14 protein-coding genes are annotated in these 17,622 nt (G+C 53.6%); 4 read left to right on the forward strand and 10 right to left on the reverse strand.

Going from position 1 to position 17,622, the window contains the following annotated elements; genetic code table 11:
• Nucleotides 1–33 precede the first annotated feature (33 nt).
• Nucleotides 34–1,794 (reverse strand): DEAD/DEAH box helicase, encoded by a 1,761-nt coding sequence (locus tag C813_RS30595; protein WP_025263903.1) that lies wholly within the window; start codon nucleotides 1,792–1,794, stop codon nucleotides 34–36.
• 149 nt (nucleotides 1,795–1,943) lie between these two features.
• Between C813_RS30595 and rsuA the strand changes: the two genes are divergently transcribed.
• The 3 genes from rsuA (at nucleotide 1,944) to C813_RS30610 (ending at nucleotide 4,539) form a co-directional block, all read left to right on the forward strand.
• Entirely contained in the window at nucleotides 1,944–2,651 is a 708-nt protein-coding gene (gene rsuA, locus C813_RS30600; RefSeq protein ID WP_017458547.1) for a 16S rRNA pseudouridine(516) synthase RsuA, read from the forward strand.
• 14 nt (nucleotides 2,652–2,665) lie between these two features.
• A complete protein-coding gene (locus tag C813_RS30605) occupies nucleotides 2,666–3,859 on the forward strand; it encodes a Bcr/CflA family multidrug efflux MFS transporter (protein ID WP_017458546.1) in 1,194 nt (397 codons plus the stop codon).
• 335 nt (nucleotides 3,860–4,194) lie between these two features.
• Nucleotides 4,195–4,539: a YejG family protein gene (locus C813_RS30610; protein WP_017458545.1), complete on the forward strand. Its 345-nt coding sequence runs from the start codon at nucleotides 4,195–4,197 to the stop codon at nucleotides 4,537–4,539.
• A 1-nt stretch (nucleotide 4,540) separates the two neighbouring features.
• On the opposite strand, the gene yejF is transcribed toward C813_RS30610, so the two are convergent.
• From yejF to C813_RS30655, 9 genes are all read right to left on the reverse strand, one after another.
• A complete protein-coding gene (yejF, locus tag C813_RS30615; protein ID WP_017458544.1) occupies nucleotides 4,541–6,130 on the reverse strand; it encodes a microcin C ABC transporter ATP-binding protein YejF in 1,590 nt (529 codons plus the stop codon).
• 1 nt (nucleotide 6,131) lies between these two features.
• The gene (locus tag C813_RS30620) at nucleotides 6,132–7,157 is read right to left on the reverse strand and encodes a microcin C ABC transporter permease (RefSeq protein ID WP_017458543.1); all 1,026 of its coding nucleotides are present in this window, start codon (nucleotides 7,155–7,157) and stop codon (nucleotides 6,132–6,134) included.
• Entirely contained in the window at nucleotides 7,157–8,257 is a 1,101-nt protein-coding gene (locus tag C813_RS30625; RefSeq protein WP_017458542.1) for a microcin C ABC transporter permease YejB, read from the reverse strand. The genes C813_RS30620 and C813_RS30625 overlap by 1 nt, the downstream gene beginning before the upstream one ends.
• A 9-nt stretch (nucleotides 8,258–8,266) precedes the next feature.
• Nucleotides 8,267–10,075, reverse strand: a complete 1,809-nt coding sequence (locus tag C813_RS30630; protein ID WP_017458541.1) for an extracellular solute-binding protein — start codon at nucleotides 10,073–10,075, stop codon at nucleotides 8,267–8,269.
• A 94-nt stretch (nucleotides 10,076–10,169) separates the two neighbouring features.
• On the reverse strand, nucleotides 10,170–11,726 hold the full coding sequence (locus tag C813_RS30635; protein ID WP_017458540.1) for a cyclic di-GMP phosphodiesterase: 1,557 nt from the start codon (nucleotides 11,724–11,726) through the stop codon (nucleotides 10,170–10,172).
• 158 nt (nucleotides 11,727–11,884) lie between these two features.
• Nucleotides 11,885–12,448 carry a bifunctional murein DD-endopeptidase/murein LD-carboxypeptidase gene (gene mepS / locus C813_RS30640; RefSeq protein ID WP_017458539.1) on the reverse strand — a complete coding sequence of 188 codons (564 nt, stop codon included), beginning with the start codon at nucleotides 12,446–12,448 and terminating at the stop codon, nucleotides 11,885–11,887.
• 423 nt (nucleotides 12,449–12,871) lie between these two features.
• Entirely contained in the window at nucleotides 12,872–13,573 is a 702-nt protein-coding gene (locus C813_RS30645; RefSeq protein ID WP_017458538.1) for a phosphatase PAP2 family protein, read from the reverse strand.
• Nucleotides 13,574–13,613: 40 nt separating this feature from the next.
• A complete protein-coding gene (locus tag C813_RS30650; protein WP_017458537.1) occupies nucleotides 13,614–14,594 on the reverse strand; it encodes a CobW family GTP-binding protein in 981 nt (326 codons plus the stop codon).
• A gap of 120 nt (nucleotides 14,595–14,714) precedes the next feature.
• Nucleotides 14,715–16,181, reverse strand: a complete 1,467-nt coding sequence (locus C813_RS30655) for a mannitol dehydrogenase family protein (RefSeq protein WP_017458536.1) — start codon at nucleotides 16,179–16,181, stop codon at nucleotides 14,715–14,717.
• 206 nt (nucleotides 16,182–16,387) lie between these two features.
• On the opposite strand from C813_RS30655, the gene uxuA reads away from it, so the two are divergent.
• The gene (gene uxuA, locus C813_RS30660) at nucleotides 16,388–17,578 is read left to right on the forward strand and encodes a mannonate dehydratase (RefSeq protein WP_017458535.1); all 1,191 of its coding nucleotides are present in this window, start codon (nucleotides 16,388–16,390) and stop codon (nucleotides 17,576–17,578) included.
• Nucleotides 17,579–17,622: the final 44 nt, after the last annotated feature.

A 17,622-nucleotide genomic window follows, 5' to 3' on the forward strand; every position in this document is an offset into this window, starting at 1 on the left:
GAATGTTCGATACATCAATCAAAAGCGCATTTATTATCCCCGTAATTCATGTGCCCGCCGGAAACGGCCTTCATAATCGAACACTTTTTCCCGCACTTGCCAGTACTGGCCTTTCATCCGCGCGACGACGAAATCAGGGTGGCGTAATAACGCCTGCTGCGCCACGATATCTGCCGCGACAATCCAGCGCAGCGGCACGCCTGGTGTGCGGGTGTGTGGGCGAATAAAGAGTTGCTCAAAGGCGGTGCGTTGCGCGGCAGTTTGCAGACGGAAGCGCTCACTAACATCCGCGCCATCTTCATCGTAATAGGTGATTTTCAGCCATTCGCCTTTTTCATCCGTACCCTGTTGTAACGTCATGCCACTGCAGCGCAGCACCAGCGCATCCTTCAGTTTCAGCGCCGCTTTTAGCATATCGTCCGGGTCAACCAGCACCGTATCGCAGGTGCGACAGCGACGGGCGGCGATATCATTTTCTGCATTGCATTGCGGGCAGTTTTTAAAGCGAAAACGGAAATCGCACTGCTCGCGGTGGCCTTCATCATCTTCCAGCCAGCCCTGGCAGCGGCGGCCGAAATGTTCAATCAACGTGCCGTCGGCGGTGGTTTTTCCCCAGAAGGTATTGGCAAAACCGCACGCCGGGCAGAACACCTGCACCGGCACATTATCGCTTTTACCTTTTGGCGCACCGATTTCCGGGGCGTAGAGATCGTGCGGGTTGCCCGCGTAATCAAGGATTAAACAGTCAGTTTTCCCTGGCGCGAGGCGCAGGCCGCGACCAACAATTTGCTGATACAGGCTGACGGATTCGGTCGGGCGCAGAATAGCTATCAAATCCACATGCGGCGCATCAAAGCCCGTAGTCAGCACCGCGACGTTTACCAGAAAGCGAAATTGTTGCTTTTTGAAGGCTTCGATTAAGGTATCACGCTGTGGGCCGGGAGTTTCACTGGTAATCAGCGCCGCATCATTGGCAGGTAACAAGCCCGTTATCTCTCGTGCATGTTCAACGGTGGCGGCAAAAATCATCGCCCCTTTGCGCGTCTGCGCAAATTCTACAATCTGGCTAACAATGTGCGGCGTAACGCGCTGCTGCTTTTTTAGCTCACGGTTCAAATCCGCTTCGCTAAAAAGGCCATTACTTTGCGTCTGCAAACGGCTGAAATCGTACTGCACGACCGGCATATCCAGCCGTTCTGGTGGTGTGAGGTAACCGTGTTTAATCATGTAGCGCAGCGGTAGTTCATAAATGCAGTCGCGAAACAGCGCCTTTTCATCACCGCGCACAATGCCGTGATAATGAAAACGGTAAATCCAGCCTTTACCGAGGCGAAAAGGTGTCGCCGTCAGGCCAAGCAAACGTAGATGAGGATTCACTTCGCGTAAATGGTTGAGGATTTGCTGATACTGGCTGTTATCGTCGTCGCCGATGCGGTGGCACTCATCGACCACCAGCAGGGAAAATTCGCCCTGAAACTGCGCCAGATTACGCGCGACGGACTGGACGCTGCCAAATACCACTTTGCCGTGGCTCTGTTTGCTTTTAAGACCGGCGGCGAAAATATCGGCCTCCAGCCCAAGCGCGACATACTTCGCGTGGTTTTGCGCCACCAGCTCTTTAACATGCGCCAGCACCAATACGCGCCCGCGCGCAAGCCGCGCCAGTTCGGCGATAACTAGGCTCTTTCCTGCACCGGTGGGCAGTACAATGACTGCAGGTTCGGCATGTTGACGGAAGTGGGCGAGGGTGGCGTCCACCGCTTCGCGTTGATAGGGGCGTAAAGTAAAAGTCATTATCTCGCAGAGGTTACACATTCACGCTGCACAGTATGCCACGAATCTTTCCTTTGAGCGGTCTGTGATGCTCGTTATACTGTTCAGGTACTCATTTCTGTTTTCGGGCGCATTGCCCGCACCCAGCACCATACAGGCAAAAAAATTTCATGCGACTTGATAAGTTTATCGCTCAGCAACTCGGCGTCAGCCGCGCTATTGCCGGGCGTGAAATCCGCGGCCAGCGCGTTACGGTCAATGGTGAGATCGTCAGAGATACCGCCTTTAAACTGCAACCCGAACATGAGGTTGAATACGACGGCAATTCCCTCGTTCAGCAAAATGGCCCGCGCTACTTTATGCTGCACAAGCCAGAAGGATACGTCTGCTCGACGGACGATCCGGATCACCCGACGGTACTCTATTTCCTTGATGAGCCGGTGGCGCATAAGCTGCACGCGGCGGGGCGCCTGGATATTGATACCACCGGTCTGGTATTGATGACCGACGACGGTCAATGGTCGCACCGCATCACTTCGCCGCGCCATCACTGCGAAAAAACCTATCTGGTGACGCTTGAATCACCGGTGGCAGATGACACCGCTGAGCAGTTTGCCTGTGGCGTACAGTTGCATAATGAAAAAGATCTCACCAAGCCTGCGGTGCTGGAAGTTATCACGCCAACACAAGTGCGTCTGACCATCAGCGAAGGGCGTTATCACCAGGTCAAACGGATGTTCGCCGCCGTCGGCAACCATGTAGTAGGCCTGCACCGTGAGCGCATCGGTGCGATTGCGCTTGATGCGGATCTCGAACCGGGCGAATACCGACCATTAACCGAAGACGAAATTGCCAGCGTTGGCATGCCACCCCGCTAATTCAGGAGATTTACGTGACCCGCAGGCCACACTCATCACTGAGCATTGTGTTTATTCTTGGCCTGCTGGCCATGCTGATGCCGTTATCCATCGATATGTATCTGCCCGCGCTACCGGTGATTGCCGAACAGTTTGGCGTTCCGCCGGGCAGCGCGCAGATGACGCTGAGTACCTATATTCTGGGCTTTGCGGTCGGCCAGTTGTTATACGGGCCGATGGCCGACAGCATCGGGCGTAAGCCGGTTATTCTCGGCGGCACGCTGGTTTTTGCCGCCGCTGCCGTTGCCTGCGCGCTGGCGCAGAGCATTGAGCAGTTGATCACCATGCGCTTTTTTCATGGCCTTGCGGCGGCTGCGGCAAGCGTGGTGATTAACGCGCTGATGCGCGATATCTATCCGCGTGAGGAGTTCTCCCGCATGATGTCGTTTGTCATGCTGGTGACAACTATTGCGCCGCTGCTGGCACCGATGATTGGTGGCGCAGTTTTAGTCTGGTTCAACTGGCACGCCATTTTCTGGATCCTGGCGATTGCCGCATTGCTGGTCTCGGCAATGATTGTCTTTTTTATCCGCGAAACGCTGCCGATTGAAAAACGGCAAAAATTCCATTTCCGCACCACGCTTGGCAACTTCGCGTCGCTGTTTCGCCATAAACGCGTGCTGAGCTATATGCTGGCGAGCGGTTTCAGCTTTGCCGGCATGTTCTCTTTTCTCAGCGCCGGGCCGTTTGTCTATATCGAAATTAACCATATCTCACCGCAGGACTTTGGTTACTACTTTGCGCTGAACATTGTGTTCCTGTTTGTGACGACGATGATTAACGGTCGCATCGTTCGCCGTGTTGGTGCCTTAAACATGTTCCGCAGCGGGCTGTGGGTGCAATTTGCCATGGCGTTGTGGATGGTGGTGACGGCGCTGCTGGATGTCGGTTTCTGGTCGTTGGTGCTGGGCGTTGCGGCGTTTGTCGGCTGCGTTGCGCTGGTGGCTTCAAACGCGATGGCGGTGATTCTGGATGAGTTTCCGCATATGGCGGGCACGGCGTCATCACTGGCGGGGACGTTCCGTTTTGGCATTGGTGCCATTGTGGGTGCGCTGCTATCGATGGCGACCTTTAACACCGCCTGGCCGATGATTTGGTCAATTACCTTCTGCGCTACCTGCTCGATTCTTTTCTATCTCTACGCCAGTCGGGCGAAAAAACCGGCGTAACCTACCTGAACAGGGAGCAAAAACGCTCCCTTTTTTGATACATGTCAACCAGAAACAACTTACCATTCCACGCATTTGTTTATTTTATGTAAAATCCGTTCGTGTAAAAAGTCACATCATTGTAGTGAAAAAGGTTGAGTTAGATCGCAGAAACGGGTACATATACCCCGAAACCGGGCCTGTCGCTTACCCATAAAATCCTGATAAATGAGCGACTACCCCACACGCCACGCGGGATGCGTTCATTTCTGTGTGGTTGACAGGATGAATTGTCAATAATGTGTTAATATGAGTGTGAAATATTTGTGAAGTAAAAGTACTTCCGGGGAAAGAACGTGAATACATTACAGCTCTCCATCATCCACCGTCTGCCCCAGTGCTATCGCTGGTTAGAGGGTTTTGCAGGTGCCAAAGTTGAACCGATTCCGCAAAATGGTCAGTCAGCGGACGATACGCTTGTCGCCTTAAAACTGTTGAGCCCGGATGGCGACAACGCATGGCCTGTCATGCACAAACTCAGCCAGGCGCTGAGCGATATCGAAGTGAATTGCTCCGTGCTTGAGTGCGAAGGGGAACCGTGTCTGTTCGTCAACTGCGAGGATGAGTTTGCCGCGACATGCCGCCTGAAAAATTTCGGCGTTGCTATCGCGGAACCTTTCTCCGGACAAAATCCTTTCTGATTTAGCTTAATGCCAGAAGCTGGCGTGTATACGCCTGGGCAGGCGCATCAAACACACGTCGGCACTCTCCTTGCTCCACTACTTCACCCTCTTTCAGCACAATCACTTGATGGCACAACGTGCGCACAACCTGCAGATCGTGGCTAATGAAGATATACGCCAGCCGATAGGTTTCCTGCAGTGATTTCAGCAGCGCGAGAATTTGCGCCTGCACAGTGCGATCCAGCGACGATGTCGGCTCATCGAGAATAATCAGTTCAGGCTTGAGGATCAGCGCACGGGCGATAGCGATACGCTGGCGCTGACCGCCGGAAAACTCACCCGGGAAGCGGTGTCGCGTTTCGGCATCCAGCCCGACTTCACGCATCACGTCGATCACACGCTGTTCGCGCTGTTCACGCGAGAGCTCCGGGTGATGCACCCGCAGCCCCTCTTCGATAATTTGCTGCACGTTCAGCCTTGGGTTCAGGGATGAATTCGGATCCTGAAAGACCACCTGAATGCGATGGCGCACCGGCAGCATCTGCTTGCGGTTCCATTGATGCAGCGGTTTATTATCAAACAGGATCGTCCCGCGCGAGGCCACCAGGCGCAGCAATGCTAACCCGGTGGTGCTTTTCCCCGAACCGGACTCCCCCACCAGGCCAAGCGTTTCACCGGGGCGCAGCGTAAAGCTGATGTCCTTCACCACCGTGTTGTTATCCACCACGCGCTTAAAGATCCCTTTGCGAACCGGGAAGCTAACGGCGAGATTTTCGACCTGCAACAAGGGCTGTTCATCGGGATAAAGGGCGACGGGTTCGCCGCTGGGCTCGCTATTGAGCAGCTTTTGCGTATACGGATGTGCCGGTGCGCTGAACAAGGCCTGTGCACTGTTTTGCTCGACACAGCGGCCGTTTTGCATCACTGCCACATTGTCCGCCAGCTTACGCACAATGCTTAAATCATGGGTGATAAACAGCAGCCCCATGTTCAGCTCATCACGCAGTTCGCGCAATAACGTCAGGATTTGCGCCTGCACCGAGACATCAAGCGCGGTTGTTGGCTCATCGGCAATCAGCAGTTCAGGACGCGTGAGCAGCGCCATGGCGATCATCACGCGCTGTCGCTCACCGCCGGAAAGTTGATGTGGGAAATCGCCTAATCGCGCGCGGGCGTTGCGGATGCCCACGCGATCCAGACAATCAAGAATTTCTGCCCGCGCCGCTTCACGCCGCATACCGCGATGCAACGAGAGCACTTCATACAGCTGTTTTTCCAGCGTATGCAGCGGGTTCAGGGAGACCATCGGCTCCTGGAAAATCATGGCGATTTTATTGCCGCGCACGCCGCGCAAGGTTCTTTCGCTGGCATGCAATAACGACTCGCCATGAAACAGGATATCGCCGGAGGGGTATACCACTGGCGGCGAGGGGAGCAGGCGCAGGATCGATAACGCGCTAACGCTTTTACCGGAACCGGATTCGCCCACCAGCGCCAGCGTTTCGCCCGCCTCAATCCGTAAGGAGAGGTCATTGACGACAGGATGCAGCGTTTCACGCTGGCGAAAGGCAATACTCAGCGCATCGACAGAGAGCAGGGGAGTCGCCATTTTACACCGCCTTATTGGGGTCAAACGCGTCGCGCACGGCTTCGCCAATAAAAATCAGCAGCGAAAGCAGCAGCGCGGTAGAAACAAACGCGGCGATACCCAGCCACGGTGCCTGTAAATTATTTTTGCCCTGCAATAACAATTCGCCGAGCGACGGTGAACCGAGCGGCAGACCAAAGCCGAGAAAATCGAGCGAGGTGAGCGTGCCGATCGAGCCACAAAGGATAAACGGCAGGAATGTCAGCGTCGCGACCATCGCATTGGGCAGCATATGACGCAGGATAATGCCGCGATCGCCCACGCCCATGGCCTGCGCGGCGCGGATATAGTCGAAATTACGCGTACGCAAAAATTCGGCGCGCACGACGCTCACCAGCGTCATCCAGCCGAACACCACCGTGATGCCGAGAAGCCACCAGAAACCTGGCTGGATCACACTTGAAAGCAAGATGATTAAAAACAGTGTTGGCAACCCCGACCAGACTTCAATAAAGCGCTGTCCGAGCAGATCGATTTTGCCGCCGTAATAGCCCTGTACCGCACCGGCCAGGATACCGATAACGCTGGAAAAGAGGGTTAGCATTAAACCGAACAGTAGCGAGATGCGCGTGCCGTAAAGGAGTCGCGCCAGCACATCTCCGCCGTTTGCATCGGTACCGAGCCAGTTTTGCGCCGAAGGCGGGGAAGGGAAGGGCTGTGAGGTGGCGTAGTTGATGCTGCGCGCCCCAAAACGCACCGGTGCCCACAGCACCCATCCGTGCTCTTCAAGCTGCTTTTGCAGCCACGGATCCTGGTAATCAGCAGGTGTGGCGAACGGGCCGCCAAAGTCGCTTTCGCTGTAATCTCTCACTACGGGCGCGAACCAGTGTCCCTGATAGCGCACCAGCAGAGGCTTATCGTTAGCCACCAGTTCGGCACACAAACTCAGAATAAAAATCACCAGGAAAATCCACAGCGACCAGTAGCCGCGGCGGTTATGGCGAAAACGCGCCCAGCGCGCCCGGTTGATGTAGCTTAATTGAACCATCAGCGCCCCTCGAAATCGATTCGCGGATCCACCAGCGTATAGGTGATATCACTGAGGATATTCAGCAGCAGGCCGATCAAAGAGAAAATATAGAGTGTGCCAAACATCACCGGATAGTCCCGCGAGACGGTGGCTTCATAACCCAACAACCCTAGCCCGTTAAGGGAAAAAATCACCTCAATCAGCAACGAACTGGTAAAAAACATGCTGATAAATGTCGCCGGGAAACCGGCAATCACCAGCAGCATGGCGTTACGGAACACATGTTTGCGCATAATATTGCGTTCGCTGACACCCTTGGCTCGCGCGGTCACCACGTATTGTTTGCGGATCTCGTCAAGGAAGGAGTTTTTGGTCAGCATGGTCAGCGCGGCGAAACCACCAATCACTGTTGCCAGCACCGGTAGAGCGATGTGCCACAAGTAGTCGGTGATTTGCTTATACCACGGCAACGTGTCGAAATTGGTCGACACCAGCCCGCGCAGCGGGAAGAAGTCGTAATAGCTGCCTCCTGCGAAGAAAATAATCAACAAGATGGCAAACAGAAAAGGGGGAATGGCGTAGCCGACAATAATCAGCGCACTGCTCCAGCTGTCAAAGCGGCTACCATTATAGACTGCCTTGCGAATACCAAGGGGAATCGACACCAGATAGATAATGAGTGTGCCCCACAGGCCAATGGTCACCGAAACCGGCAGGCTGTCTTTAATCAGTTGCAACACCGACGCACTGCGAAACAGGCTGTCGCCAAAGTCGAAACGCGCATAATCCCACAGCATTTTGAAATAGCGCTGGTACATCGGTTTATCAAAACCGTAGCGCTTTTTGATCTCTTCAATGACTTGCGGATCAAGGCCGCGACCACCGCGATAGTGGCTGTTATTGCTCAACGCATCGCCGACGCCTGTGCGTGCATGTGTGGCGCCCATTCCGCCACCGCCGCTACCGGGGAGGTTGCTTTGATCGCCATACTCAATAGCCGCAATAGCCTGATCGACCGGGCCGCCGGGAGCAATCTGCACGATAAAAAAGTTGATGGTGATAATTGCCCAAATCGTAGGGATGATCAGCAATAACCGGCGAATGAGATACGCGCCCATCTCTTCTCCTTAACGTCTGGCAGCGGGCAGTTTCGCCGCCTTGTTTACGTCATACCACCAGGTGTCGAACCCGAGTGAGTAGACGGGGCGAATGCCGGGCATGGAAAACTTATCCCAATAGGCGACGCGATCGGCTGCCATGTACCACATTGGCAGCATGTAAAAGTTCCAGGTCAGCACGCGATCCAGCGCGCGTCCGAGCGGAAGTAACTTCTCTTTATTTCCCTGCCAGCGGTTGATCTGCGCGATCAGATTATCGACCGCCGGGTTTTTGACGCCGGCAGCATTATACGAAGAGTCGATGTATTGCGAGCTCCAGGATATCTGCAAATCGCCGCTCGGCCACGGTTGCGCGCGCCACAGACTCGGCATCATGTCATAGTCGCGGCTGCGCAGACGATTGGTGGCCTGCGAGTTATCGACCTGGCGCACATCCATATTAATGCCAAGCCGCGCAAGGTTGTGCTGAAACGGCAAAACCCACTGCGTATTGCCGCCGGAGGGCAGCAGCAGTTCAAAGGTGAAAGGCTTGCCGGTTTTCGCGTTAACGCGCTGCTGATTTTTCAGTATCCAGCCGGATTCAGTGAGCAATTTATCGGCTTTCAGCAGGTTTTCGCGGTCATAGCCGTCCGCGTTTGATTTCGCGGGCGAATAAATCGAGGTAAACACTTCCGGCGGCACTTGCGCTTTTAGCGGCGCCAGAAGCGTCAGTTCATCGGCATCGGGGTAGTTGCGTGCCGCATATTCGGTGTTCTGGAAATAGCTGTTGGCGCGGCTGTATGCCCCGTAGAACAGCGCTTTGTTCATCCATTCAAAATCAAAGGCCAGTGATACGGCTTCGCGCACGCGGCGATCGCTAAATACCGGACGCGTGGTGTTAAACGCCAGCCAGCGCGTGTCCTGTGCGGAGGTGTTTGGCTGCTCATCTTTAACGATATAGCCCCGGCTGAAATTGCTGCCGATATAGCGTGTCGCCCAGTTTTTCGCATCACCTTCGCTGCGCAGGTCGTAAGCGCCCGCTTTGAAAGCTTCAAACGCCACGTTGTCATCGAGGTAGTAGTCGTAACGAATATTATCGAAATTCCAGCGCCCCCGATTCACGGGCAAATTGGCCGCCCAGTAATCGCGAACGCGGGTATAGGCAATGTATTGCCCCATGCGCCAGGTGCTGATGCGATAGGGGCCACTGCCCAGCGGCGGCTGGGCGAGCGGATCGCTCAGCTTATGATCTTTCCAGAATTTCTCCGGCATAACGGGCAGCGTTAACAGGCTGAGCATGTCCTCTTTACCCGGTTTCGCCAGCACAATGCGCACGGTGAGCGGCGAAATGGCTTTGACGGTCGTGCCTTTGTAGACCAGGCGGAACTGCGGCACGCCTTCGGTCATAAACTTCTGAAAGGTAAACGCGACGTCGCTGGCGCGGATCGGTGAACCGTCATGAAATATCGCCCGCGGATTGATGCTGATCTCCATCCATGAATAATCATCAGCGTAGCGCGCCATTTCCGCGACCAGCGGGTAATAGCTCCCGGGTTCATCGTCCGAGGTGGTAAACAGGGCGTCGTAGAGCGCTTCAGTGCGCACCGCTGGGTTCCCGCGTAATGCGTAGCGGTTGAAATTATCAAACGTGCCAATTACGGACAGCGTGACGTTGCCGCCTTTAGGCGCGGCGGGATTCACGTAATCGAAATGGGAAAAATTAATCGCGTATTTGGGCTCACCAATAACGGCAAATGAGTAGCTTTCTTTTATGGTTTGCGCCTGACATGTCAGGCCGACAAAAGCCAGCAATAAAGCTGAAATGCGCACAAACTTCATCCGGTGTGTTCCTTTGACCTGCAACGCGACAGGCTCGCTAACTACTTATCACTGAATAATAAGGGAGGCCTGGTCTGATGTGAAATTATTCACGCTAAAGCATTCTGGTGAACTCTGGCGGATGCCATGCGACAAATTGCTCCAGCGTCAGCGGTCGGCTGAAGAAATAGCCTTGCATATAATGAATGCCGTGTTCGCGTAGCCACCTGGCTTGTTCTGGCGTTTCGACACCTTCGGCAACCGTGAGCATATTTAACCGCTTGGCCAGCGTGAGGACAGCGTCGAGCACCGGCGATGTCACGGTTTCTGTGCCGATGGCGTTAACGAAACCACGGTCGATTTTCAGATAATCAAGCGTAAAACGTTCCAGATAGATCAATGCACTGTGTCCGGTACCAAAATCGTCTATAGCGATTTCATAACCTTCGTCGCGCAGCGAATCAAACAGTTTGGTCACTTCCGTATAGCGCAGCATATCCCGCTCGGTGATTTCCAGCACGATGCTGAAGTGGTGCGGGGGCAGGGAGTGAGCGAAGTCGCGGATATCGTCAAGGAAATTGGCGGCATGCAAATGGCCCGGCGCGATATTAACGCCCATTTTTGCGCCTGGCGGGAGCAGTGTTTGTAATACCGGCGCATCGCGAGCAATGAGATCAAACAGATGCAATGTCAGCGGCACAATAAGCTGCTGCGCTTCGGCAAAGTGAATAAAAGCGTCAGGCGATATTTCTCCTGCGGTGGGATGCCGCCAGCGCATCAGCACTTCGATACCCGTCACTTTTAAATCTTTCGCTCCGATAACGGGCTGATAAACGACATAAAACTGGTCGCGCTTAATCGCGGTGAGGATCTCTCTGCCGGGGCGTAATTGCGTGTTAAGGATGAAAGCGCTCAATAATGCTGCCAGCATGCCAAAGGTGGCTCCCAGCAGTGCGGCGAATTGTATATCTTCCGGACGCCACTTTTCTGCGTAGAGATAAAGTGTGATTGGTGAACCTTCAATCCGGGTGGTCAGAAAAGGGGACTGAGGCATATTGCTCAGGTTAATAAGCCCGCTGGAAAACGTGGAGACAGCACGATCGCCAATACCCAGGGCGATACCGGTTAAATCCGGCTGCTGCGAGGTGTAAAGCCTGTAAGGTGTCAGATTGATGTTCAGCGTAGCGAATACACCCCGATGATCCAGTAATGGGCTGCGAAACCAGAGCGCAATGGCGGGTTTATCCGGCATCATCGGTGTTCCGGGTAAAAACACCATATCGCTGGTTTTATCGAGATCGATTTCCGGTACCAAATCTTTCATTGCAAGGCTCATCTCGCCGGTGGCCGAGGAGCAAAAGGCGTAGCGATCTTTCACCAGTAAAAAAGCGCGCACGTTCATGCTGAAGGCGGCGCGGGAAGTGAGTTCGCTGGCGACGGCGTGGCAATCATTCAGCGTGAGTGGTTGGAGCGATTCGGCAGTGGCGCGGATATCGTTGAGATAGTCCGAAAGCCAGGACTGCATATTAGTAAGCAGCGTATCGTATCGGGCTTCCCGCCGTTGTTGTTCGAACCAAAACTGACAGCCACTCGCGATTAATGCTGAAAACAGACCGATAAGCAGACTGGTCAGCAAAATTTTTCGATTAACGGAAAAATGGCGGGTGAACATGGCGTTTGGCCCATTGTAGGTGCTCGGGGCGGCGTGGTGGTAGAGTCGGACTATAACCTGAAAAGATTCGTATAGCATAACGCAGACATAAAAAAACACTGCCGGAGCAGTGTTTTTTTATACTTAACGCCAGCCAAGGGAAAACCGGCATTAAGCAATTAGCTGCGTGTCAGGATGCGCCGCGCTTCGTTGTAGCGCTTCTTCCAGTAAGGCTCATCCATGCTTGAAATCATGACACCGTTGCTGGTTGAAGCATGAACAAATTGGTTATTACCAATATAAATACCAACGTGTCGGCCGGTCGAACCCGCGCGGAACAGAACTAAGTCGCCGGTGCGCAAACTGGTACGCGAAATGGACTTACCTGTTTCCTGCTGTTCCCAGGTGGAACGCGGCAGCTCTAAACCAAACTGTTCACGGAAAGTGCGCTGCACAAAGCCGGAACAATCGATGCCTTTTTTGGTGTCGCCGCCCAAACGGTAGCGAACGCCTTTCCAGTCAGCATATTGATCCATAATTCGGCCTTTTACGTCCAGATTACGAACCATATTTTCAAATTCATCCTGAGAGGCTTGCAGTGAAGAGTTGTCTTCGCCCACAGCAAGCGTCTCAGAATGCACGTTCTTTGCGGTATTTGTAGAACAAGCTGAAAGCAGAACCGCTACTGCAATCGCGGGTATCGCCCGCACGATATATCTCAAAATCGGCTGAGATTTGACCATGTTGCTTATTTTCCCTTGAAGTCCTTAACGATAAATATCGTTATAAAAAATGCCAACGCAGCGAGATTAATTATCTGAATGCATCGAGACAAATGCTCTGACGTAATTTTGTGGAAGAACGCACAAATTTACGCGCAATGAGAAAAAGAGCACTCTTTGCGACAAGACGAACCGAGGTTACCTGAACATCTTCGGCATGGCGAGCGGTTTTCTTTAATTTTTTATAAGAAATTATGATACAGAAAGTGAATTTCCAGGATTGAGTAAAAAATAATCAATTTGGCTTAAATAGCGTGCAAATTGCTCTTTTATAGGCAGATTGGCGTGACAAGAAAATGACAAAATTAGGGAAAAGCCGCGATTACGCATCAGGAATCGAAAACGATTCCTGATGAATGCGTGTTATTGATAATCGAAAGTTGTTTAAATTTTGTTATTTCCGGGCAGGGAATGATCAAAGGCAGAAATAATTTTGTCGCTAAGTGGTGTTAGCAAACACCACGGCAGACCGATCAAAACAGCCGAAAGAGAACCGATAGCAATATCGGTAAACCAGTGTGCACCAATCATCACGCGCGGAAAGGCGAAAACCACAAAAATAATAAGGGCAACCCCAAACGCTTTTCGGCCAAAATATCGCCACATTACACCAGCAAAAATAAGCAGCATCATGCCGTGATCGCCAGGGAAGCTGTCTTTCGAGGCGTCTTTGGTGGGGAAGTCGAGCAAATCGCTAACCCGGTGAATATCGGTAAAGAATAGCGACGGGCTGGCGCGTTTGACGGGCATCAGATGCTGCGCCAGTTGATTAATCACCACGGCTATCAGCAGCATTGTCAGGCCAGTCATCAGAATACGGCGTCGGCCTGTCGCATCCTCTTTTAACCAGAAAGAGAGCATTAAACAGCCCATCGCCACCAGCGAGCAGGCGTCAAAGGCGCGGTTATTGGTTAGCGCCACCAGCCACAAATAAGCGCGGTTTTCCACCAGACCCTGGTTGAAAAAATGGAACATTGCGGCGTCCAGCGGAAACCAAAAACCGTGGTTAGCGGGTAAGTACCAGGAAATAAATAGCGCCAGTCCTGCGGCGTTCAACAGTAAAATGAGCAGTAAACGAGTTTTCATTACGGGTCTATTTTCAATTAACACGGCGGCAACGTTAGTGTTACTGACTTAAACGAAGCTTCAACAAAGCGGACTGAAGTGTGTTCCAGTCTGCCTCCGAGGCGGTGATAAGCTCGATACGGCTGTCCGGCGGCGCGACGTTTTGTGTTTCGATATGCAGATCCTGCCCCTGGCGGTTAACGCGCAGCAATCCTTCCGGAATGCGCATCACCCCTTTCACTCGCTCAACCGGCGCAAGCCGCGCCCACTCCAGTAAACCGATGGTGTCGAACACCGTTTCTTCATCAAAAATCCAGCCGCAGGCATGATGGCCCTGGCCGCTGTTAAGGCTGCGGCGCCAGCGCTGGTGTGCCGGCAAGCTTAATGCCGCAAGACCTTTCTTCTCGTCGTGAGTATGGTTATGCGCGGCACTGGAAGGCAGCTCACGCAGGTTACGGCGAGGAAGATCAAGCAGCGCGCCGTCAATAACGCCCTGGGTCGCGCTGACCTGTAAGCGCTCGCCACCAAACTCGCCCCACCACGCCTCCAGCGCTTGCTGGCTCTGCGGTGTGGCGCGATCCTGTTTATTGGCGACGACAATATCTGCCGCCGCTAACTGGTCGCGAAAGTTTTCGTTGTGAAGTGCTTTTTCATCCAGTAACTGGCGGGGATCGAGCAAGCAGAGCGTTGCGCGCAGGTCAATCCACGGCTCATACACCGGCGCGGTGAGCATATCAAGGATCTGTTTGGGATGGCCCAGCCCGGTCGGTTCAATCAGCAAGCGGTCAGGTTTCCCCTGGCGCAGCAATGTATTAAGACCCACCTGCATCGGCAGGCCATTCACGCAACACATACACCCGCCCGGGATCTCTTTAAGCAGCGCACCGCTGTCAGCCAGCAGCGCGCCATCAATGCCGACTTCACCAAATTCATTCACCAGCACGGCCCATTTTTCCTGCGGGTCTTTATTGGCCAGCAAATGCAAAATCGACGTGGTTTTGCCGCTTCCGAGAAAGCCGGTGATGAGGTTGGTTTTGGTCACAAGTGCTCCAGGCGTCAACGAAATGTAAGCGTGACTGACGATCCTGGCGAAAAAAGTGCGAAAAGAGAAGGGCACGGACGGCGTAAAAGCACTAACCGTCCGCTTTAGTAGCAGAAATTGTTAATTACCGAGTGCGCGTTTCACCGCTGCATGCGCACCTTCGGTGGTAAGCATCTGCCATGCGTCATTAATGGCATTAACAAATGTCGGGTCTTGTGGCAGGTCGCTACCGAAAATCTCTTTAAGCGCCAATAGTGCCGTTACGCGTTCATCGACGCTGCTGGTTTCCACAATCGCGTGAATTTTATCCGCCAGCGGATCGCGAATATCAATGCTGTTACCGGCATCATCCACGCCGCTGACATAGCGCATCCAGCCCGCAATGCCCAGCGCTAACAGCGGCCACGGCGTTTCGCGTTGCAAATGTACCCGAACACCGTCCAGCATACGCTGCGGCAGCTTCTGGCTGCCGTCCATGGCGATTTGCCAGGTGCGGTGCTTCAGCGCCGGGTTAGAAAAACGGTCAATCAGGCTATCGGCATAGGCGATGAGATCAACGCCGGTAATGCGCAGCGTCGGGGCTTGTTCCTGGAGCATCAGGCGGCGCACTGCCGTGCGGAAGATGTCATCCTGCATGCAATCATTAATATGCGCGAAGCCTGCCAGGTAGCCGAGATACGCCAGAAAAGAGTGGCTGCCATTGAGCATGCGTAACTTCATCTGCTCCCACGGCTGCACATCCTGTACCAGTTGTACGCCGGCCACTTCCCATTCGGGACGTCCGGCGACGAAATTATCCTCGATTACCCACTGAATGAACGGCTCACAACTGATGGCACACGGATCAAATACGCCCAGCGCTTCGCCAATTTCCGCCAGTGATTCATCTGTTGCCGCCGGAACAATGCGATCCACCATGGTGGCCGGGAAGCTTACATTCTCCTCTATCCACTGCGCCAGTTCCGGTGAGCGGGTTTGCGCCATTCCGAGTACGGCATTTTTAACAATATGACCATTGTCGGGAATATTATCGCAGGAGAGCACAGTAAAGGGCTGCAGCCCGCGTTCGCGGCGACGGGAGAGCGCTTCAACCAAAATCCCCGGCGCTGAGTGCGGTTCGCCCGGATGCTGGAGATCGTGTGCGATGCGCGGCTGCTGCAGATCCAGTTTTCCACTGGCAGGATCGATGCAATAGCCTTTTTCGGTAATGGTCAGGGAAACAATCGCCACTTGCGGTTCGCAAAACTTCTCAATAATGGCGGGCAGCGAATCGAGTTTCGCGTTCAGACATTCTTTCACCGCGCCGATAATTATCGGCTGGTTTCCGTCCGCCCCTTTTTCCATCACGGTGTATAAATGCTCCTGCTCACGCAACTGGGACATGAGCACATCGCCGCTGAACAAGCTGATTTCACAGATCCCCCAGTCGCCACCTTGCGCGTTCAGCACCCGGTTGGTCAGCAGCGCCTGATGCGCGCGATGAAATGCGCCAAAACCAAAGTGCACAATTCGCGAGCGCAGTTGTGTGCGGTCATATTCGGGTTGCTGTACGCTGGCGGGCAGCGTTGCGGAGGCGATTGTCTTCATCTATATACACCTGATTAACCAATAATTAACAATGTGCAGTGTAAAGTTATATGACAGCAAAAAGAATTGGTATGCCGTAATTATCCGGGGAATGTGAGCTGGATCAATCATTGCTGTGGGAAGATTTGACCGCCGCAATTAAGCATGTATGGTAGTCGTCATATGTTTATGTGTATTGGTATAACAACTTTGTAGAGGGTAAGGCAATGGAACAAACCTGGCGTTGGTATGGACCGAACGATCCGGTGTCGCTTGATGATGTGCGTCAGGCCGGTGCGACGGGCGTCGTGACCGCACTACACCATATCCCGAACGGCCAGGTCTGGCCGGTTGATGAGATCAAAGCGCGTCAGGCGCTGCTGGCGGAAAAAGGGCTGGTCTGGTCGGTGGTCGAGAGTATTCCGGTGCATGAAGATATTAAAACTCATACCGGGCAGTACGACACCTGGATTGCCAACTATCAGCAGAGTATTCGCAATCTGGCGGCCTGCGGCATTGATACCGTGTGCTACAACTTTATGCCAATCCTCGACTGGACGCGTACCGATCTGGAATATGAACTACCGGACGGCTCCAGGGCGCTGCGTTTTGACCAGATTGCTTTTGCCGCGTTTGAGTTGCATATCCTGAAGCGCAAAGGCGCAGAAGCTGATTACAGCGAAGAAGAGCAGCGCCAGGCGCAGGCTTACTTCAACGCCATGACTGAAGCGGAAGTCGAAAAGCTGACGCGCAATATCATCGCTGGTCTGCCTGGCGCGGAAGAGGGCTATACCCTTGAGCAGTTCCATGCGCGCCTTGCGGAATATGACGGTATCGACAAAGCGCAACTGCGTGAAAATATGGCCTATTTCCTGCGCGCTATTGTGCCGGTTGCGCAGGAAGTGGGCGTGCGTATGGCGGTACACCCGGACGATCCGCCGCGCCCGATCCTCGGCCTGCCGCGTATCGTTTCTACTCTTGAAGATATGCAGTGGCTGAAAGAAGCGGTAGACAGCATCAATAACGGTTTCACCATGTGCACAGGTTCATACGGTGTGCGTGCGGATAACGACTTAGTGCGGATGATCGAGACGTTTGGCGATCGCATTCACTTTACGCACCTGCGTTCCACCTGCCGCGAAGATAACCCGAAAACGTTCCATGAAGCCGCGCATTTGCAGGGTGATGTGGATATGGTGTCGGTGGTTGCCGCCATTCTTACTGAAGAGCAGCGCCGCAAGAAAGCCGGTGATTTGCGCCCGATCCCGTTCCGCCCGGATCATGGTCACCAGATGCTTGACGATCTGCGTAAGAAAACCAACCCTGGTTACTCGGCGATTGGTCGCCTGAAAGGGATGGCGGAAGTGCGTGGCGTTGAGCTGGCGCTGAAGAAAACGCTGTTCCGCGATCTGTTGTAATTAGATTTATCGTCGGAAAATAAAAAGCCACTTCAATGAAGTGG

It is taken from the genome of Kosakonia sacchari SP1 (assembly GCF_000300455.3).
GTDB lineage: Bacteria > Pseudomonadota > Gammaproteobacteria > Enterobacterales > Enterobacteriaceae > Kosakonia > Kosakonia sacchari.